This is a genomic window from uncultured Roseibium sp., from assembly GCF_947496995.1.
Taxonomy (GTDB): Bacteria; Pseudomonadota; Alphaproteobacteria; order Rhizobiales; family Stappiaceae; genus Roseibium.
Genome location: NZ_CANMFD010000002.1, coordinates 558602 through 578774, shown reverse-complemented (window position 1 = coordinate 578774; position 20173 = coordinate 558602). Strand labels below are relative to the sequence as shown.

The window sequence follows — 20173 nt, the reverse complement described above, 5'->3', positions numbered from 1 at the left end:
AAGGAGGGTGTGAACAACTGCCTCGCGACGCGCCGTGGCCCGGTCTTGTCGTCGCGTATTTGCTTTTAAACGTTGCTGTCCGGAAACGAGGCCTTGCGCTCTGTCATGAAAGCCTGCAGCGCCTCATCTGTTCCGGGATCGAGTTCCGGCCCGGTATAGGCAGCAAGCTGCTCTTTCCAGCGGGCATTTGCACGCCGGGAAGCATCAAGTTCGCCATCGGCAAGCCATTGTTCGTAGGAGTTGTTGTCTGCTATGGCAGACCGGAAGAAGGCGCTTTCGAAATTCCGCTGGGTATGCGCGGCACCCAGGAAGTGTCCTCCCGGTCCGACTTCCTGCAGAGCATCCATTGCAAGGCTTTCGTCCGACAGATCTATTCCCTTTGCCAGAACATGCATCATGCCCAACTGGTCGGCATCCAGAACAAATTTTTCGTAGGACGAGCACAGTCCGCCCTCGAGCCAACCAGCCGAATGCAGTGCGAAATTCACACCCGACTGCACGGTTGCCAGGATGGTTTGGGTGGATTCCTGCGCCGACTGTGCATCCGGAAGTTTTGACGCGGTGAAGGAACCGCCGGACCGGAACGGCAGGTTGACACGCCTGGCGAGTTTGGCGGCGCCGTTGAGGAGGAGCGACCCTTCGGGGCTTCCGAAGGTCGGTGCACCCGACTGCATGGAAATGGAGCTGACGAAAGCGCCGAACACCACCGGAGCGCCCGGACGCACAAGCTGTGTCAGCGCACAGCCCGCCAGGGCTTCCGCAAGCACTTGGGACAGCGTGCCGGACACTGTCACCGGGCTCATGGCGCCAGCCAGGATGAACGGCGAGACAATGCAGGCCTGGTTGTGGCGCGCATAGACTTTCAGGGCACCGAGCATGGTCGCGTCGAATACCAGCGGTGAATTGGCGTTGATCAGCTGTATCATGACGCAGTTCTGATCGACGAAGTCCTCACCGAAAGTGATCTGGGCCATCCTGACGGAATCTTCCGCCCGCTCCGGCGCGGTGACCGACCCCATGAACGGCTTGTCGGAATATTTGATATGGGAATAGACCATATCGAAATGGCGCTTGTTCACCGGCAGGTCCACCGGCTCGCAGACCGTCCCGCCGGAATGGTGGAGCCAGGGGGACATATAGGCGAGTTTCACGAAATTCCGGAAATCCTCGATCGTACCGTAGCGGCGGCCCTGGTCGAGGTCGGTAACGAATGGCGGGCCGTAGACCGGTGCAAAGACCAGATTATTGCCGCCAATCTCGACATTGCGGGCCGGATTGCGGGCATGCTGCGTGAATTGCGCCGGCGCCGTCTTGAGAATCTCGCGCAGCATCCCCTTGGGAAACCGCACACGTTCGCCCTCAACTTCCGCCCCGGCGATCTTCCACAGGTTCAGGACTTCCGGATCTTCGCGAAACTCCAGGCCGATTTCCGCAAGAATGCGGTCGGCATTGGCCTCGATCAGCTCCGCGCCTTCGTCGCTGAGCACGTCATAGACCGGAATGTTTCTGGAAATATAGGGAACGGATTGGCCGCCCGGGCCAGCTTGCCGCCGCTCGCGGCGTGCATTTCTTCCTCGGCGGCCTGATACGGCGGCGTCTGACATTCTAAGGCTCCCAAGATGGAATTTCGTCTATTGCAGTCTTCACCAGCTCATGCGGCGGTCAGGGTCCAGATGCGTCTTAACCTACTCTAATTCCGGCATCGAGGTCCCGGAGTATTTCCTTTGTTCTTGCGCAGACACTGTCATGGCGGAAACCAGGTTGGAAAGTTTTGCCCGTTTTGACCCTGGTACAGCCAGCGCGCACCGCGCGAAGCGCTTCCGGGCAAGCGGCCGATATTTTCAAGGGGACGGTATTTCGGTTCGGCGTGTCGTCGTGACACTGCCGGCATGACGCAATTAAGCTATTTTGCCGGAGAATCTGCCGCGATACTGCCCGTCGGAAAAGGAACGTCCGGGGCCGGCCTATGGGAACCGGTATTCGGATCGGCATTTTCCGTCGCGGATCTAGGGTGGCGGCAGAAGCGCGGCATTGGCGCATTGCAGCCAACCCATTGAAAAGGAATGAAAGATGTCAGCATTTCCTGGCAAGGCAAAAGTCGTCATTGTCGGCCTGGGCGGTATTGTCGGAGCTTCGGTGGCCCATCACCTCATCGAACGCGGCTGGGACGATATCGTTGGCATCGATAAATCCGGCATTCCCACTGACATCGGCTCGACGGCGCACGCGTCCGACTTCTGCTACACGACGAGCCATGATTATCTCTCCGTCTGGACCACCCAGTATTCCATCGATTTCTTCGACAGGATGGGTCATTACGCCCGCGTCGGTGGCCTGGAAGTCGCGCGCACCGGCGACGACGCCTGGATGGAGGAAATCAGACGCAAGGTGACTTCCGGCAAGGCCTTCGGCACGAATGTGCGGTTGGTCACGCCTGCCGAGATCAAGGAAAAATTCCCGCTGATCGAGGAGGACATGGTCCAGGGCGGCATGTGGGACCCCGACGCCGGCCTCGTCATTCCGCGTTCACAGACCGTGGCGGGCAAACTCGTCGATGAGGCCGAGAAAACCGGCAAGCTGAAGGCCTTCGCCAACACCCCCGCCCAGTCATTGATCGTGGAAGGCGGACGCATCAAGGGCGTCGTCACCCATCGTGGCACGATCATGGCCGACCACGTCATCGTCTGCGCCGGTCTCTGGGGCCGGCTGATCGCGAACATGGTCGGCGAAGATCTGCCGGTGATGCCCGTCGATCACCCGCTCACATTCTTCGGTCCCTATAACGAGTTCGAAGGCACCGGCAAGGAAATCGGTTTTCCGCTGCTGCGCGACCAGGGCAACTCCGCCTACATGCGCGACACCGGCGACCCCCGGACTGCGGAAGGCGGGCAGATCGAGTGGGGTTTTTACGAGCCGGACAATCCGCGCATGTGCCACCCGCGCGACCTTCTGGAAAAGGATCAGGCGCGCCTGTCTCCCTCGCAACGCGATCTGGAGATGGAACAGGTCATGGAGCCGCTCGAACGCGCCATGGAACTGACCCCGATCCTCGGCGAGATCGGTTACAACGAGGGCCATTCCTTCAACGGCCTTTTGCAGGTTTCAGCCGGAGGCGGTCCGTCCTGCGGCGAAAGCCAGAAGGTGCGCGGTCTCTGGTATTGCATAGCCATCTGGGTCAAGGACGGTCCGGGATACGGCAAGCTGATTGCCGACTGGATCACCGATGGTCAGACCGGGATCGATCACGCGTCCATCGACTATTCGCGTTTCTATCCGCATCAGCTCACCGAGGACTTCATCGAGGGCCGTTGCTACGAGGCCGCCCAGAAGATCTATTTCCCGGCGATCCACCCGCGCGAACCCTATGCAAGCGGCCGGAACGTCAAGCGCTCTCCTTTCTATGAGCGCGAGGTGGAACTCGGCGGCCATTTCATGGAACTCGGCGGCTGGGAGCGCGCCCACGGATATGCAGCCAACGAGCATCTGCTTGAAAAATATGGCGACAGGGTCCCGGTTCGCGAAAACGAGTGGGACAACCGCCATTTCTGGCGCGTCTCAAATGCAGAACATCTGGCGCTGAGCGAGGATTGCGGCATCATCAACCTGTCGCATTTCTACATGTTCGACGTTGAAGGCCCGGATCATGTAGCGCTGATGGAATGGCTGTGTGCTGCCAGGATCGGCAGCGACGCCAATATCGGCAAGGGGATCTATACCCACTTCCTCGATGACGCAGGCAATGTCCGGGCGGATCTGACGGTTTTTCGCATGGCCGATCGCTGCCGTATCGTCGATGGCGCCGATGCTGGCCCGCGCGACTATCACTATGTGAAGCGCATTGCCGAGGACAAGGGCTTCGACGTCACCGTGACCGACGTCAGCGAAACCTACACGACCATCGGAATCTGGGGACCGAACGCGCGCGCGAACCTGAAGAAGGTGGTCTCCGATCCGGATGCGTTGGACCCTGAAAACTTCCCGTTCGCGGCAATCAGGCAACTTGAAATTGCCGGGAAAGCCGTAACCGCGCTGCGCCTCTCATATGTTGGCGAACAGGGCTGGGAACTGCATATGAAATACGAGGACGGTCTGGCCGTCTGGGATGCCCTGCGCGCCACCGGCGTGATGGCAGTCGGCGTGGAGACCTACGCCAACTCGCGTCGCATGGAAAAGAGCCTGCGTCTGCAGAATGCCGACCTACTGACCCAGTATAATCTCTATGAGGCCGATCTCGCCCGGCCCAAGGTCAAGGAGGCCGACTTCCGCGGCAAGGCAAAGCATGTGGAATACAGGGCGCGAGAACATCAGCCCGCCATGCTCTGCACCCTGGTCATGACCGAAAACACGGATGCGGACGGCGTGAAGCGCTATCCGGTGGGTGCCATGCCGGTGATCGATCCGCAGACTGGAAAGACGCTGGTCGACAGTCTCGGGCGGATTTCCTACACGACCTCGGTCGCCTTCGGCCCGACCATCGGAAAGAACATCGCGCTTGCCTACCTGCCGCACGACTATTGCCAGGTCGGCCGCAAGCTCAATGTCGAATATTTCTGCGAAACCTATCCGGTTGAAGTGGTCGCGGTCGGTTACAAACCGCTTTACGATCCGGAAAATCTCAAACCGAGAAGTTGATGCACGCAGATGCGCAGACCCTTAACCTTTGGTGGGCTCTGATAACAAATGCCCCAGGCGGGCGGCCAATGAAAAAGTGAAAGACGAAACTTGATGTCCAAGCTGGAAGATCTTCTGGCCCGAAATGGCGCTCTGCTTGCTGACGGCGCGACCGGAACCAACCTCTTTGATATGGGCCTTGTGTCCGGCGACGCCCCGGAGCTCTGGAACACGGACGAGCCGGAAAAGATCAGGGCGCTCCACCAGTCGTTCGTCGATGCCGGCTCCGATATCATCCTGACCAACACCTTCGGCTGCAATCGCCATCGGCTGAAGCTGCACAACGCTCAGGGCCGGGTGAAGGAGTTGAATATTGCCGCTGTGAAGCTGGCCCGTGAGGCCGCCGACACCGTGGACCGGGAGGTCCTGATCGGCGGCTCCATCGGTCCGACCGGTGAACTTTTCCAGCCGCTGGGCGCACTGAGCTACGAAGAGGGCGTCGCCGCGTTCAGGGAGCAGATCGAAGCTCTGGCGGAAGGCGGGGCGGATATCCTCTGGGTCGAGACCATGTCGGCTGTCGAGGAGATGAAGGCTGCGGCGGAAGCCGCGGAGGGCTTTGGTCTGCCGCTGGTGATCACGGCGAGTTTCGATACCGCCGGCAAGACGATGATGGGGCTGGCGCCGAAGGGGCTGGGGGACCTTCAGACGCAATTTGCCTGCACGCCTGTCGCGATCGGTTCCAATTGCGGGGTCGGCGCCTCTGATCTTCTGGCCGCGATCATGGACATTACCGAGGCCTATCCCGAAGCGATCGTGGTCGCCAAGGCCAACTGCGGCATTCCGCAGATCCGCGGCGACGAGGTCGTCTATACCGGCACACCCGATCTCATGGCCAGATACGCGCATATGGCTCTTGATGCCGGTGCGCGGATCATCGGTGGCTGCTGTGGCACCTCGCCGGTCCATCTGGCGGCCATGCGTCAGGCGCTCGATAGCCATCAGGCCGGAAAGCGGCCGGAACTTGCGGAAGTCATTTCAGAAATCGGCCCGCTGGTGTCACCTCCCAACAGGGAAGCCGACGCAGCACGGGCCGAGAGCGAGGGCGGAACTGGCCGCCGCCGCGGCCGCCGGAGAAGCTGAGAGGCCTGGATGGCTGCTGAACAAGTCCACCAGCGTTCAATCGACCTTCGTCAGGGGCTGTTTCAGCAGCTTCCGGGCGTTGCCTTGTCGTAGGCTTCGCTTGTTTCCTTCAAACTCGCGGAAACGATGCCCATGGGCTGGTAGGGCGGATCGGTCTGCATGCCGAGATTGGTCATGTGGATCTTGTAGCAACCGGTAAAGACCTTGCTTGACCCGTCCGTCCGCTTCGCCGACAGCACCACGGGAACATTCCAGTAGATCTGGCCGGCCCCCGGATCGGGGTCCGAATTGCCGAACTTCACCGAGACGCTTTCGGTATCATCGTATCCCTTGGTCCATTTTTCGAAATCCGCAGGCGCCATGTCCGGTTGGAAATAACTGTAGGCCTGGACGTAGAACTTGTTGTTGATCGCGTAATAATAACTCTCGATCAGTTTTTCCGGTGTCGACCGGTCGTCCATATAAGTCCAGTTGCCGGTCTGCGCTGCGGCCGGAACAACAGACGCAGCGGAGGCCAGAACCACGGCAACGGAAACGGCAAGGAATTTACGAAAAAGCGGGAATTGAGCCATCGGACTCTCCTGATTGAAACGCGATTGTAGCCGTATTTTTTACAAGCATGGCCGCCAACAGGTTGTCAGAAGCTTACCGAAATGTCCGAAAGCGTGAGAAACCCGTTGCCGGTTGCAATTCACCTAATTTGACGTTTACGTAAGATGAGTTGAAAAAAAGACGTTAATCTTGGGAGTTGTCGGGAAAATGCAGCCGGTCATGAACGCACAGGAAATCATGGAGATGCTGGATCGGGAGTTCCCGCAAATCCATGCCGGGGGCAGGGTCTATTCCATCGACAGTGTCTCTTCGGGGCAGGTTGTCCTGCGTCTGACCGCCAATGAAATGCATCTTCGGCCCGGCGGAACGGTATCGGGCCCATCCATGATGGCGCTGGCCGACCTTGCAGCCTATGTGGTGATCCTTGCCCATATCGGACCCGTGGCGCTGGCGGTCACCACAAGTTTGAACATAAACTTCCTGCGCAAGCCCGGACCGGGCGATCTGCTTTGCACCTGCCGGCTGCTCAAGCTTGGAAAGCGGCTTGCGGTGGTGGAATGCAGTCTTGCCGGGGAAGGCGAGGAAGAGCTGGTGGCGCATGCGACGGCCACCTATTCGGTCCCGCCCCGCTGACCAGGCCGATCCGAGGCCGCCGCCATCTTCGAAGCCATTCACTCTGCCAGCGCGCGTTGATCCCCGGTAAAGTCGGAGTAGGGGGGCGTTCAGGGGAAACTCAGGCCGATTGCCGGGGCTCTTCCTGTTTGAAAAGGCCTTCCAGGTCGCTTGAGTATTCAACCACCTGACCGCGTCCTCTGCGTTTTGCGGCATAGACCGCCAGGTCGGCACGGTGGAGGACCGCTTTTTGCGTGTCACCCGGTTCGGACAGATACGCGCCGACGCTCAGACTTGGTGTGTAGTTCTGCCCCTGGTAGCGGAAAGGCACCTTGATCCTGTCCATGAGGCGTCCGTAGAGATGCTGGAAATCGGCCTCGTCGATATCCCGGCAAATCACGATAAATTCGTCTCCACCGAAGCGGCCGACCATGTCGTCGGAATTTCTGACGCTTTGCCGCAAGATGTCGGCGATATGCTTGAGAAGGCGGTCGCCGCAGGCATGACCGAACCGGTCATTGACCTGCTTGAAGAAATCGACGTCCACGAAGAGGATGCCGAGACGTTGCGTCGATGCCGAGGCGTCGAAAAGCTGGTCGAGCGTTTCGGAGATTGAATTGCGGTTCAAGATCCCCGTCAGCTGGTCATATTTCGTCAGTTCCAGCAGACGCATGTCGCGGTTGCGGAGTTGCTGCGTTCTGATCACGAAGGCGGCGGCGGGGAGCGCCAGGATCAGGCTGGTGGCAAAGATCAGGATCCAGCTGATCTCCTCGAACGAATCCTCAAGCGCGTCTTCAAGTTCGCTGACGTCCACATAAACCTCGATTGACCCGATCCGCTCGCCGTTGGGCAGGGTTGCGGGAAAAAAGGCTTCGACGATCGTGTCCGGACCGCTGCGCTGGCCACGCTCGTCAGTATGATGAATTGCGAAAACCGGCTCGCCTGTACGGTAGACTTCAATTGCCTTGTTCTGACTGTCCTCAATCGTTACGGGGTCGGTCGTGTTCGAGACGAAGATGCGCTGGCCGTCTTCATCGAAGAATTCGAAATGCAACATGTCGACCATGCTGAAGGATTTCTCCAGCTGTCTGATTTCCTCTTCGGAAAGAGCGCCCTCGACGAACATCTGGTGCGCGTTCGGAATTTTGCCGAAAAACTGATCGGACCAGACCGCCGTCTTGGTTTCGGCGTGCCTGAGGATCGATGAACTGACCTGCCAGTCCAGAAGTGTATGCAGTGCCCCGGACAGCGCAATAAACAGGGTCGCTCCAAGAAGGACGGCGATCACCGAGGGTTTACTCAGGCAATTTTTCAAGACTGACAACTGCATATACCGGGCTTTGTGAGCTTTTCAGAGCAAACAAGAACACAGATCCCTTTAACCTTGGGTAAAATACGGACGGGCAATTCAATCTTCCTGCCGTTTGGCAGGCGGTGCGGGGAGGGAAACCGGAAAATAAGATGTGGTATTAAGATACCGTTTTTATAAATAATTGAATTTATTGATAAATTGGCGACGCTCTGGCGAAGAACGTTCTTGACGCTGCGATGGGGCCGGCGTATAAGCGCCCACGAACGAATTCAGGTCCGTTCGTCGGCTCAGGCCGCGCGGGCCTTTTCTTTAACTGACCAGTATGGATCAAACTCATGAAGACCTTCTCTGCCAAAACGGCTGAGGTCGAGAAAAAGTGGATCTTGATTGACGCAGAAGGCATGGTTGTCGGGCGTCTCGCCGCTTTCATCGCCAACCATCTGCGCGGCAAGCATCTGCCGACCTACACGCCCCACATTGACACCGGTGACCACGTCATCGTCATCAATGCCGACAAGGTGGTGTTCACCGGCCGCAAGTACGACAACAAGAAGTACTACTGGCACACCGGTCACCCGGGCGGCATCAAGGAGCGCACCGCGCGCGCCATTCTCGAAGGCCGTTTTCCCGAACGTGTTCTGGAAAAAGCTGTTCAGCGCATGATGCCGGGCGGTCCGCTGTCCAACAAGCAGCTGAAAAACCTCAAGGTTTACGCTGGTCCGAACCATCCGCATGAAGCTCAGACACCCGAAATGGTCGACGTGAAGAGCCTCAACGTAAAAAATGACGGCAAGAGGGCTTAACAATGGCTGAGCTGCAATCCCTGGAAGAACTGGGCGGCGCGGTCGAATCCGCAGCCCCCGAAGCTCCGGTCCATGTCCAGAAGCTGGACAGCCTGGGTCGGGCCTACGCAACCGGTAAACGGAAAGACGCCATCGCACGCGTCTGGATCCGTCCGGGCACCGGCAAGATCGTCGTCAACAAGAAGGACTACACCGAGTATTTCGCTCGTCCGGTTCTTCAGATGATCCTTCAGCAGCCGGTCATGGTTGCCAACCGGTCCGGTCAGTACGACGTTATCGCGACCGTTACCGGTGGTGGTCTTTCCGGTCAGGCAGGCGCTGTGCGTCACGGCCTTTCCAAGGCGCTGACCTACTATGAGCCGGAGCTGCGCGGCGTTCTGAAGAAGAACGGCTTCCTGACCCGTGACTCCCGTGTTGTCGAACGTAAGAAGTTCGGTCGCGCCAAGGCCCGCAAGAGCTTCCAGTTCTCCAAGCGTTAATCGCCGGACAAACTGGATTTGCAAATCAAAAGACCCGCCGGAGCGATCCGGCGGGTTTTTTCATGTCTTTCGAAAGTCTCTTTGCCCCAAGCTGCGCGCCGACCTAAGGCTTGCTCCGCTCCGGAACACGTTTCTTTTCCACCCGGCCGCGTTTGCGGCGATTGCTGATGCGGATCAGCTGCTGAAACTTCGGGCACTCCATATGGCTCGGCGCCTTGCACTCCGCCACATGCCGGATCATGTCACGGAGCACCGAGAGCCGTTCTATCTGCCGGTCGAGTTCATCGGCCTTCAGGTGAAGGTTCGGCCTGGAAAGAGCAGGGCGGCCATCCGGTCCGAACATCTTCGCGATGTCATCGAGCGCAAATCCAGCCGTTTTGCCAAGCGTGATCAGCGCCAGCTGGTCCAGAACATCGGCGCTGAAAAGCCGCTTCAATCCCCTGCGGCCGAGGGAGGTGATCAGCCCTTTTTCCTCATAGTGGCGGATTGCCGAAGCGGCGACTCCGGTCTGTTTCGATATTTCTGAAATATCCAGTAATTTCATCTCTTGACCTCAAGTCGACTTGAATTGCTACGCTGCCTTCCGGTTCTCTGAAAGGCAAGGAAAAACAAGAAATGTTTCGTACAAATTCGATGTCCGGGCATCCACGCTGGCTGGACGCGGCCGCAGTCACGCTGCTGATGACGGCAACGCTGAAAATCATGGCAAATGCAACCATCAGCCCGGCCTTGCCGGCACTCGAGGCGAGCTTTGCAGACGACCCGAATGCAGCCTATCTGACGCGCTTTCTGGTTTCCGCGCCATCGCTTTCCGTCGTGCTGGTCGCACCGCTCGCCGGCATGCTGGCCGATCGTATCGGACGGGCCCGGCTGCTGCTGGCAGGTGTCCTGCTTTTCGTGCTTTCCGGCAGTGCTGGAGCCTATTTGCCGGATCTGTTTTCCATTCTGGTCAGCCGCCTTCTGCTTGGCGTTGCCGTTGCGATGGTCATGACCGCCCAGGTGGCTCTGGTGGGGGACATTTTCAGCGGCGGGCAGCGCAGCGCCTTTATGGGATGGCAGACCGCGGCCATCAATTTCAGCGGGTTTCTTTACATCGGTTTCGCGGGTGGGCTTGCCGGTCTCTCTCCAAGACTTCCGTTCCTGGTCTATGCCTTGCCGGTTCTCCTCCTGCCGCTTCTGGTGCCGATCCTGCGCAACGAAAAACGGCCTGCGACAGCTGCCGTTCGTTCTCCGGAAGTGCCGGGGGAAACGACCGCCTCACGCTGGTTCCTGCCGGCGGCCTCGACCGGCTTTCTGACCATGGTCACCGTCATGCTGTTTTTTCTGATGCCCAGTCAGTTGCCGTTCTATCTCCACCAGAACGGTTTCGACGCGGCTTCCGGCACAGCCATAGGGCTCGGAGCTCTCACGCTGACAGGCGGTGTCGTGGCATTCGCGTTCCGGCGGATCAGCGAGCGTCTCGGACTGCCCGCCACCTTCGGCCTGGGGTTTCTTCTGATGGGCTGCGGATTCGCGTCTCTGGCGAGTGCCCCGTTATGGTCTCTCATCCTGGCAGGGGCAGCGCTGGTGGGGGCTGGATATGCCTTGGCCCAGCCGGGTTTCCTGATGCTGGCCCTGCAAGTGGCGCCGCCTGAGCGCAGGGGCAGTGTTGCGGGTGTCATCACAACGGCGATGTTCCTTGGACAGGTGGTCTCACCGCTTGCGTTGACGCCGATTATCCAGAACTTCGGATTTGCTGCGGTGTTCCTGGGCGCCGCTGCCACGCTGTTCATGCTCGCAGCCGCATCGCTGTTGTTCGCCCTACTGCGCCAAGGGGGACGAAAAGATCGAATTGATCCCGATCGTCAGGCGCTGGCGGCAGAGAGCTGACCGGTCTTCCGTCTTTCCCCGGCTACATAGGTTTCAACGACAACCCGGTCATCGCCCATCGTCTGCAGCACGAAGAGCTCTTCGGGAAGCGTTTCCACCGTTTCCATCCGCAGGGCCATGGGCCGGGTCGCCTTCGCATCGAGAACCACCACGTCGGCATCCGTACCGGGCTCCAGCGTCCCGATCCTGTCGGTCATGGAAAGGGCGGCCGCGTTACCTAGCGTGATCCAGTAGAAACTTGTCAGCGGATGCATGCGCTGGCGCTGGAGCTGAAGGATCTTGTAGCCCTCGTCCAGGGTGCGCAGCATGGAATAACTGGTACCGCCGCCGACATCCGTCGCGATGGCCGTCGGGATACCCGCGCTTTCCATTCCGGCCTTGTCAAACAGCCCGCTGCCCAGAAACAGATTGGAGGTCGGACAGAAAACCGCCACCGAACCGGTTTCCCGCATCACCTGCATCTCGTGACCCGTCATGTGGATGCAATGGCCGAGAAGCGTTTTGGACCCGAGCAGGCCGAAGCTTTCGTAGACCCCGAGATAATGACCCGCGTCCGGATACAGCTCGCGGGTGAAGGCGATTTCATTGTGGTTCTCGTTGATATGGGTCTGGACGTGACAGTCCGGATGCTCCCTTGAAAGGGTCCCGGCGGCCTCCAGTTGTTCCGGTGTCGACGTGATGGCAAAGCGCGGTGTGATCACGTAGTGCGCCCGGCCGCGGCCGTGCCACTTCGCCAGCAGCGCCTTGCTGTCGTCATAGGAGCTCTGTGCCGTGTCGCAAAGCGCCTCGGGCGCGTTGCGGTCCATCATGGTCTTACCGCCCAGCATCAGCATGCCGCGCGCCTCGGCTTCCTCGAAATAGGCGTCCACGGAGTTGGGGTGGCTGGAGCAATAGGCAACTGCAGTGGTGGTGCCATGGCCCAGAAGGGCATCGTAGAACTCGCCGGCGATGCGTTTGCCATGCGCCTTGTCCGCGAACTTCAGTTCGCACGGGAACGTATAGTCGTTCAGCCAGTCCAGCAACTGGTCCGCCCAGGAGGCGATGACCTGCGCCTGCGGAAAATGAATATGCGTGTCGATGAAGCCCGGCAGGATCAGATGCGGCCGATGGTCGATGATTTCGGCAGTTGGCGGTGCGGCGTTCCTGACCTCTGAAAACACGCCCTTTGCGGCGATTTTGCCATTCCTGATTAGCAAGGCGCCGTCTTCCTCGTAGGAATAGGCGCTGGTATCTTCCGGCCCTTGGGGAGCTGCGGAAAAGCTCAGCAGTCTGCCACGCAGGATTTTCACATTCTGATCTGCGGTCTGATCTGGCACGAAAAGATATCCCTGGTCCTGAGGCTTGAAATGCACCCGTAAGGCGCTTCCTGTTTTAAGTCCCTCGGTAGGAAGGAACAATGGATCATCTTTGCCGATTTGGAAAAGCTGATCCGCATATGCGGCGTGTCGAAATGCGCGGGAGATCTTCCGCCGCCCATGCTGCTGCTCGCATCATGTGAATGTTATGTCTCGGAGGCTGTGGAAACCTCGATGGTGACATGGGTGATGCCGTGTTCGTCCCTGAGGCGGGCGCGCATTTCCCCGGGAACTGTTTCAGCAAATTTCTCCGAAGAGACCACGGCATGCATGGTCGCGTTGACCTTGCCTTCGGCGAGCGACCACAGGTGAATGTGGTAGACGTCCGACAGGCCCGGTATCGCTGCGAGCAGATCGGCCTTCATGGCCTCGCGGTCAATGTCCGTCGGAGCACCTTCCAGAAGGATGTGCGACGACTGCCGCAGGATGGTGACCGCCGAGCGTAGAATGAGCAGCGCGACGAACACCGAAAGGATGGGATCGATCGGGTACCAGTTGGTGAAATAGATGATCACGGCGGCCATGATAGCGGCGACGGATCCGAGAAGATCCCCGAGGACATGCAGGATCGCGGAACGGATGTTGAGCGAGCCGTCGCCGCCGCGCTGCAGGATGAGAAACGCACCGATGTTCACGGCAAGCCCGATCACGGCGATGATGAACATCGGGCCGGCAAGAACCTTCTCAGGTTTCGCGAACCGTTCGGCAGCCTCGATGCAGATCCAGGCAGTGACGCCAAGCAGGAAAATGGCGTTGGAGTAGGCGATCAGGACAGGCAGCCTGTCGCGGCCGTAGGTGAGGCGCGCGTCGGCGGGCTTCTTCGCCTGCTGGAACGCCCACCAGGCCAGTCCCAGGGAGGCGGCGTCCGTGACCATGTGGACGGCGTCTGCCATCAGCGCCAGCGATCCCGCCAGCCAGCCGCCGATCAGTTCGGCAAACATGAAACTTGCGATCAGCAGACCGGCCCAGGCCACCGCGCGTGCATTGCTGTCGTTCACTGTCGGAGCGTGATCGTGCCCCGAGTGATCGTGGCCGGAGTGCTTATGGCCGGAATGACCGCCACCGGCATGCTCGTGCCCGTCGCCGGTCTCGCCATTGTGGGGCTCGGTCATCAGGTTGATCTTTCTGTCACAGGCTTGAATTCAGATCGGCAAACCGAAGTTTGAACAGTTCAGGGGGCATTTCAAGGTGCGCGGCCATGAAGCAGCCTGCATCGGCACCACTGATCCACCGTAAAAATACCGGTTCGGGATGATTGGACTGAGGTGGGATGGCTGCTAAAACCAGATGGCGATGCAGTTCGCATCGCGCAGCTTCCGGGAAAACAGAAATGTCATCAGATTTGCCGCGTCAGACCGATAATGCCTTTCTGGGAGCGTCCGTGAAAGGCGGCTCGCACGAGCCGACCTACGGCGGCGCCTTGTCCTTCATGCGCCGGCGCTACAGCCGCGATCTCGACGGGGTGGATCTTGCGGTCTGGGGCATTCCCTTCGATGCGTCTGTCTCCAACCGGCCGGGCGCCAGGTTTGGGCCGCAGGGCGTGCGGCGTGCATCGGCGATTTTCGACGGCGATCCACAATACCCGTTCAACATGGACCCGTTCGAACAACTCGCCTGCGTGGATTACGGCGACTGCGTTTTCGATTACGGTCGCAATGCCGATATTCCGGTACACATCCAGACACAGGCAGCCGGCATTCTCGCGGCGGACACACATCTGTTTTCCATCGGCGGCGATCATTTTGTCACCTATCCGCTGCTGAAAGCCCATGTCGCCAAGCATGGCCCGCTTGCTCTGGTGCAATTCGATGCCCATCAGGATACCTGGCCGGACGAGGGCGACCGGATCGATCACGGTACGTTCACCGGACGGGCGGTGCGCGAAGGTCTCATCGACCCGAACAGGTCCATCCAGATAGGCATCCGCACGCATGCGCCTGAAACCTGTGGTCTCGACATCATCTACGGTCACGAGATGGACGACTTGGGTATTGCGGGAACCATCGACCGGATCGTCAGCCGGGTGGGGCAGGGACCGGCCTATATGACCTTCGATATCGACTGCCTGGACCCAGCCTTCGCACCGGGCACCGGCACGCCTGTCGCCGGAGGCCTGTCTTCCCGCGAAGCGCTTTCCATCCTGCGGGGACTGGGGGCGATCGATTTCGTCGGCGGCGATGTCGTCGAGGTATCGCCCGCATATGACCACGCCGACATCACATCGATCGCGGGAGCCAGTGTTGCGCTGACCTATATCGGCCTGCTCGCGGAAAAGCGCGCAAAAGCGGATTGAACCTTGAGCCCGGCTGCGGCCTAAACGCTTTTCCGGTGCTCGGGGGCGTCGCGGTGATTGTCGTTTTCCGCGGTCAGAGACCAGGAACGGTAGAGCGGGTCCCTGTCTTTCATGACCCGGTAGAGCTGGACCAGTTTCTGGAATGTCGTGATCTGGGCACAATAGGCGACGAGAAGGCCGGTCGACGTCAGGATCGGCGAGGCTGTGAACCCACCTAGGACGGCAACAAGGGTTCCGGTCCAGAACACCAGATACAGCGTCGTGAGACGGTGGTTCAGCCCTTGCGGAACGGCCACAAGCAGCCTGTTCAGCCAGATTCTCTCACCGAAAACGACAAGTTTCGTCCAACTGCGGCGATGCGATGAAACGATGGAAGGCCTGGGGATCAGCAGCAGGACAACAGCGACGACGATTGTCAGAAGCACGGCTCCGGCATGTCCTATCCACAGATGAGCCCACAGCGCTCCAGTGACAAGAACTGGTGCGGCAAGCTTCACATAAGGCGATACGAAGCGTGGTGATTTGCCCGCTCCACCGCTCGGGCGCAGAAGGCGCGTGTTGCTGCCGAAGGCATTAAGCTGCCCGGGTCCGGTTTTGCGTGGAATCTGGAGCTGAGACGGTTGCATGGACAGTTGGGTGCCGGGTTCGCGGATCAAGAAATGACAATACCCGGGTGTCTATGGATATTGCAAATAACTTTCGTATGGTTCCGGCACCACCCAAATAGTTGACGCCGGCAGCAAAAGCTTTTGGGGAGAAAATCTTGCAAGCCGTTTCAGGTGGCGTTGAGTTCAAATAAAGTCATGAAGATAGCGGGAGAATTTACGGGATTTCCGATTGAATATTAATGCAGTCATGAAGATCGAGATTGTTGTTTTAATGATTTTTTATCTTGAAATTGTTAAAAATACGAAGGCTGCGGAGACGGCCGCATCCACAGGCTAGGGGAGTTCGATGGTTTTAAACTGGAGCCGGCAACTAACTGACCTCATCGGGCCGGAAGATGGGGCGTCACTGGCTTCGGAATTGGCACGTCTGAATGAAATGCCGCAGCTTCGCAAGGGCGATGAACTCTATCTGACCGGTGAATGGCTGCAGACGCTTGTCGACCAGGTGAGCGATTACATTTTCGTCAAGGACCGCAAATCAAGGTTCGTGATGGCGAACCGCCAGGTCGCGATCGATATCGGATACAGCGATTTCTCCGAATTGCTCGGCAAGACCGATATGGAGCTTCATCCGCAGGAAATCGGCTCCGGCTTCATGAAAATCGAAGCTGAAGTGATGGCGACAAAATCTCCCCAGATCGACCACGAGGAATTCCTTATTTTGCCGACAGGCAGGAGAAAGTGGTTTTCCGCCTCGAAATTTCCGGTCACCAACGACAAGAACGAAGTTGTCGGGATTATCGGTATCTGCCGGGACATCACCGAGCGCAAGAAAGCTGAAAAGCTGCAGCAGGGGCAGAACAAGGTTCTGCAGGAGATCGCCAGCGGCAAGCCGCTGGACGACGTGCTGGAAACACTGGTTCTGACGATTGAAGACCAGCTGGACGGTGTTTTCGGGTCGGTGATGCTGACGGATGAGACCGGCACCCGGCTCATGTATGGCGTGGCTCCCAAGCTGCCGAAAGCCTATGTGGAACAGACCGACATGATAGAGGTCGGGCCTGGAATGGGGTCTTGCGGCACAGCGGTCCACACCCGGCAAAGCGTGTTTGTCGACGATGTCCGCACCCATGAGCTTTGGAAAGACCACCAGGACATCATGCGCAACTATGACATGCGCTCATGCTGGTCCGTACCGTTTTTCAGCAAGGATTCCCGGGTTCTCGGAACCTTCGGTCTTTATTCGACGGAAGTGCGCACGCCGACCGGACACGAGAAAAGACTGGCGACGGAGGCCGCGCGCCTGGCGTCCATCGCGGTGGAACGCGATCAGGCGGAAAGCAAGATCCGCTATCTCGCCCATCATGATGTTCTGACCGGGCTGCCCAACAGGCAGGAATTCAAGCACAAGCTGGAAGAAAAGGTCGAGATCAGCCGGAAGTCGGGCGAGCCGGTGGCCGTGGTGTTTGTCGATCTCGACAACTTCAAATTCGTCAATGACAGTTTCGGGCACACGATCGGCGACAAGGTTCTGGCGATCGTTGCCGAGCGGATAAAGTCGGTTCTTGCAGAAAACCATGAGGCGATCCGCTTCGGCGGCGATGAGTTCGTGCTGATCGTCGAGGGCGGTTCGGCGCTCAAGGAGGACCTCCTGGGCCTGATGAGCGATCTGCGTGCGGTCACCACCAAGACCATAAACATCGGTGACCTGTCTTTCCACGTGACCTGCAGCATCGGGGCTGCATGTTATCCGGAGGATGCGCAAGACGCGGCCGAGCTTCTGAAAAATGCCGACAAGGCGATGTTCGAGGCAAAGTCTTCCGGGCGGGACGGTTTCAAGATCTATGACCAGACCCGGCCTGAGAAATCCGTCAACAAGCTGACATTGCTGGAGGAGATGCGCACTGGTATCGAAAACGGGGAATTCTTCCTGGAATACCAGCCGCAATACAATCTCGTCAGCGGACGGATTGTCGGCGCAGAAGCGCTGGTCCGCTGGCAGCATCCCACTCTTGGCCGCCTGATGCCCGGTGAGTTCATCGCGCTCGCCGAAGAGAGCGGATTGATCGTTCCTCTCGGCCGCTGGGTGCTGGATGAAGCCTGTCTGCAGAACCGGCAGTGGCAGGAGCAGGGACTGACGCCGATAACGATGGGCGTGAATGTCTCGGTCAGGCAGTTCCGGGATTCCGGATTGATCTCCGACGTGACGGCGGCCTTGAACAAGTCCGGGCTGGATGCCGGGTATCTTGAACTGGAGGTCACCGAAAGCCTCCTCATCCAGAATGCCGACCAGGCGGTCCGGATCATGGACGACTTCCGCCGGATCGGATTGAAGCTTGCCATCGACGACTTCGGGACCGGCTATTCCAGCCTGGCGGCGCTCAAGAGTTTTCCGCTTACCCGTTTGAAGATCGACCGCAGCTTCATCCGAGATCTCGATTTTGATGAAAATGACCGCAGCATTGCACGGGCGATCATTTCTCTGGGGCGGGAACTCGGGCTGAATGTCGTCGCCGAAGGCGTTGAGAGCGCCAAACAGCAGGCGTTCCTGGCAAGTTGCCGTTGTGAAACCGTGCAGGGTTTCCATTTCGGCCGGCCGATGAGCGCAACCCGGTTCGGCAAGTTGCTCGCCATGACCCTGACGCCGCTGGATTCCCACTTCGGGCGCATGGAAAGGCGTGCTTGAAGCACCCCTTGTTCAACCGCGCGCGCATATGGTTCGGGATCAGGCTTTTTTCATCACATAGGATCCTGGTGCGTCTTCCAGGATTTTGACCCGGTAGGCGCCGGGTTTGCGGGCCTTTGCCTTGGTGGCGTCCTGTTTGCGGATCCACTCGTCCCAGTAAGGCCACCAGGAGCCCGGTTGCTCTTCAGCGTTGTTGAGCCAGTTTTCAAGCGTTCCCTTGGCTTCGCCGCCCGTCCAGAACTGATACTTGTTTTTGGACGGGTGATTGACGACACCGGCGATATGACCGGATCCGGCCAGCACATATTCCACCGGTCCGCCGAAGCAGCCTGAGCCGAGGAAAACGGATTTCGGCGGCGCAATGTGGTCCTCGCGCGTTGCCAGATTGAAAATCGGGATCGTCACCTTGGAGAGGTCCAGCCTCTCGCCCGCGATTTCCATTTCCCCCTTGGACAGTTTGTTGTCGAGGTAACAGTTGCGCAGATAGAAGGAATGATTGGCCGCAGGCATCCGGGTGGAATCGGAGTTCCAGTAAAGCAGGTCGAACGGGAAGGGCTCCTTGCCCTTCAGGTAGTTGTTGACCACATAGGACCAGATCAGGTCATTCGATCGCAGCATGTTGAAGGCCGAGGACATCTTTGAGCCGTCGAGGTAGCCGCATTCGGCCATTCTCTTTTCCACGAGGGAAATCTGCTCTTCGTCGACAAAGACCTTGAGATCGCCCGCGAAGGTGAAGTCGACCTGGGTGGTGAAAAACGTTGCGGTCTTGATCCGCTCGTCGCCGATACGGGCCATGTAGGCCAGCGTCACGGCCAGAAGGGTGCCGCCGACGCAATAGCCGATCGTGTTGACTTCCTCCTGGCGGGTGGCGCGCTTGATCACGTCGAGAGTATTTAGAATACCCTCCTTCATGTAATGCTCGAAACTCTTCTGTGCCTGCTGCTCATCCGGGTTGACCCAGGAGATCACGAAGACGGTATGACCCTGGTCGACCGCCCATTTGATGAACGACTTTTCCGGATTCAGATCGAGAATGTAGAACTTGTTGATCCAGGGCGGCACGATAAGAAGCGGTCGCTTGAGCACCTCGTCGGTGGACGGTGAGTACTGGATCACCTGGCATACGTCGTTCTGGGAAATCACCTTGCCGGGCGTCGTGGCCAGGTTCTCGCCGAACTTGAATTTCGACGGGTCGGTCTGCCGGATCTTCAACTCGCCCTTGCCGGACTTCAGGTCCTCGACAAGATGCTGCATGCCCTTGACCAGGTTCTCGCCATTGCTCTCCATCGTCAGGCGAAGCAGCTCAGGATTTGTCAGAACGAAATTTGACGGCGAGACCGCGTTGGCGATCTGCGTAACGTAGAATTCCGCCTTGTGGCGGGTGTGCTCGTCGAGGCCCTGGGCATCATGGACCATGTCCTCGGCCCACTTGCTGGTGATGAGATAGAGCTGCTTGATGAAATCGAAGAACTGGTTGTTTTCCCAGTCGGGGTCCGCGAACCTCTTGTCCCTCGGGGGTGTCTGCACAGCAGGTTCCGAAGGCTCGCCCATCATGCGCTTCAGGGAGGAATTCCACAGGTCGATATAGCTGCCCCACAGCCGAGACTGGGCTTCGACGGACCTTTGCGGGTCGGAGGCCCAGTATTCACCGACTTGTGCAAGGGTTTTGACGATGCCGGTCAGTTCGTCCGTCGTCTCATGGCTGATCTTGCCCTGTTCGCGAGGCTCGATATAGGCGGCCATCGCCTTGCCGGCATTCTCCAGCGTTTTCGCCAGATTCTGGGCGAAGGCTTCCGGATTGTTTATGATGTATTGCAACATGGGATGCTGGCGATCATCAGCCATTAGCGGGG

Annotated in this window: 16 protein-coding genes; 8 read left to right on the top strand and 8 right to left on the bottom strand. The window is 58.7% G+C overall.

Features of this window, described 5'->3' with window-relative positions; translation table 11 throughout:
- Nucleotides 1-65: 65 nt before the first annotated feature.
- Nucleotides 66-1604: a trimethylamine methyltransferase family protein gene (locus tag Q1B40_RS11255; RefSeq protein WP_299813976.1), complete on the bottom strand. Its 1539-nt coding sequence runs from the start codon at nt 1602-1604 to the stop codon at nt 66-68.
- A gap of 466 nt (nt 1605-2070) precedes the next feature.
- Between Q1B40_RS11255 and Q1B40_RS11250 the strand changes: the two genes are divergently transcribed.
- Both Q1B40_RS11250 and bmt read left to right on the top strand, forming a co-directional pair.
- Entirely contained in the window at nt 2071-4632 is a 2562-nt protein-coding gene (locus Q1B40_RS11250) for an FAD-dependent oxidoreductase (RefSeq protein ID WP_299813973.1), read from the top strand.
- A gap of 93 nt (nt 4633-4725) precedes the next feature.
- Nucleotides 4726-5751: a betaine--homocysteine S-methyltransferase gene (gene bmt / locus Q1B40_RS11245; protein ID WP_299813970.1), complete on the top strand. Its 1026-nt coding sequence runs from the start codon at nt 4726-4728 to the stop codon at nt 5749-5751.
- Between the two features lie 62 nt (nt 5752-5813).
- Here the strand turns inward: bmt and Q1B40_RS11240 are convergent, their stop codons facing one another.
- On the bottom strand, nt 5814-6323 hold the full coding sequence (locus Q1B40_RS11240) for a hypothetical protein (protein WP_299813967.1): 510 nt from the start codon (nt 6321-6323) through the stop codon (nt 5814-5816).
- 187 nt (nt 6324-6510) lie between these two features.
- On the opposite strand from Q1B40_RS11240, the gene Q1B40_RS11235 reads away from it, so the two are divergent.
- A complete protein-coding gene (locus Q1B40_RS11235) occupies nt 6511-6936 on the top strand; it encodes a PaaI family thioesterase (RefSeq protein WP_299813964.1) in 426 nt (141 codons plus the stop codon).
- Nucleotides 6937-7036: 100 nt separating this feature from the next.
- Here the strand turns inward: Q1B40_RS11235 and Q1B40_RS11230 are convergent, their stop codons facing one another.
- The gene (locus tag Q1B40_RS11230) at nt 7037-8203 is read right to left on the bottom strand and encodes a GGDEF domain-containing protein (RefSeq protein ID WP_299813960.1); all 1167 of its coding nucleotides are present in this window, start codon (nt 8201-8203) and stop codon (nt 7037-7039) included.
- Nucleotides 8204-8562: 359 nt separating this feature from the next.
- On the opposite strand from Q1B40_RS11230, the gene rplM reads away from it, so the two are divergent.
- Nucleotides 8563-9030: a 50S ribosomal protein L13 gene (gene rplM, locus Q1B40_RS11225; protein ID WP_068417336.1), complete on the top strand. Its 468-nt coding sequence runs from the start codon at nt 8563-8565 to the stop codon at nt 9028-9030.
- A gap of 2 nt (nt 9031-9032) precedes the next feature.
- A complete protein-coding gene (rpsI, locus tag Q1B40_RS11220; RefSeq protein WP_299813955.1) occupies nt 9033-9509 on the top strand; it encodes a 30S ribosomal protein S9 in 477 nt (158 codons plus the stop codon).
- Between the two features lie 103 nt (nt 9510-9612).
- On the opposite strand, the gene Q1B40_RS11215 is transcribed toward rpsI, so the two are convergent.
- Complete coding sequence (locus Q1B40_RS11215; RefSeq protein WP_299813952.1) at nt 9613-10053, bottom strand: helix-turn-helix domain-containing protein; 441 nt, start codon at nt 10051-10053, stop codon at nt 9613-9615.
- Between the two features lie 71 nt (nt 10054-10124).
- Between Q1B40_RS11215 and Q1B40_RS11210 the strand changes: the two genes are divergently transcribed.
- Nucleotides 10125-11378 (top strand): MFS transporter, encoded by a 1254-nt coding sequence (locus Q1B40_RS11210; RefSeq protein ID WP_299813948.1) that lies wholly within the window; start codon nt 10125-10127, stop codon nt 11376-11378.
- Here the strand turns inward: Q1B40_RS11210 and guaD are convergent.
- Both guaD and Q1B40_RS11200 read right to left on the bottom strand, forming a co-directional pair.
- Nucleotides 11354-12694, bottom strand: coding sequence for a guanine deaminase (gene guaD / locus Q1B40_RS11205; protein WP_299813945.1), 1341 nt, complete (start codon nt 12692-12694; stop codon nt 11354-11356). The genes Q1B40_RS11210 and guaD overlap by 25 nt on opposite strands.
- A 185-nt stretch (nt 12695-12879) precedes the next feature.
- The gene (locus Q1B40_RS11200; protein WP_299813942.1) at nt 12880-13845 is read right to left on the bottom strand and encodes a cation diffusion facilitator family transporter; all 966 of its coding nucleotides are present in this window, start codon (nt 13843-13845) and stop codon (nt 12880-12882) included.
- A 218-nt stretch (nt 13846-14063) separates the two neighbouring features.
- Between Q1B40_RS11200 and speB the strand changes: the two genes are divergently transcribed.
- Nucleotides 14064-15026 carry an agmatinase gene (gene speB / locus Q1B40_RS11195; RefSeq protein WP_299813939.1) on the top strand — a complete coding sequence of 321 codons (963 nt, stop codon included), beginning with the start codon at nt 14064-14066 and terminating at the stop codon, nt 15024-15026.
- Between the two features lie 20 nt (nt 15027-15046).
- Here the strand turns inward: speB and Q1B40_RS11190 are convergent, their stop codons facing one another.
- Entirely contained in the window at nt 15047-15652 is a 606-nt protein-coding gene (locus Q1B40_RS11190) for a DUF6653 family protein (protein ID WP_367279118.1), read from the bottom strand.
- Nucleotides 15653-16052: 400 nt separating this feature from the next.
- Here Q1B40_RS11190 and Q1B40_RS11185 point away from each other — a divergent pair, with 400 nt between their 5' ends.
- The gene (locus tag Q1B40_RS11185) at nt 16053-18320 is read left to right on the top strand and encodes an EAL domain-containing protein (protein ID WP_299813933.1); all 2268 of its coding nucleotides are present in this window, start codon (nt 16053-16055) and stop codon (nt 18318-18320) included.
- Between the two features lie 39 nt (nt 18321-18359).
- On the opposite strand, the gene Q1B40_RS11180 is transcribed toward Q1B40_RS11185, so the two are convergent.
- Entirely contained in the window at nt 18360-20165 is a 1806-nt protein-coding gene (locus tag Q1B40_RS11180; protein WP_299813930.1) for a class I poly(R)-hydroxyalkanoic acid synthase, read from the bottom strand.
- Between the last annotated feature and the right edge of the window lie 8 nt (nt 20166-20173).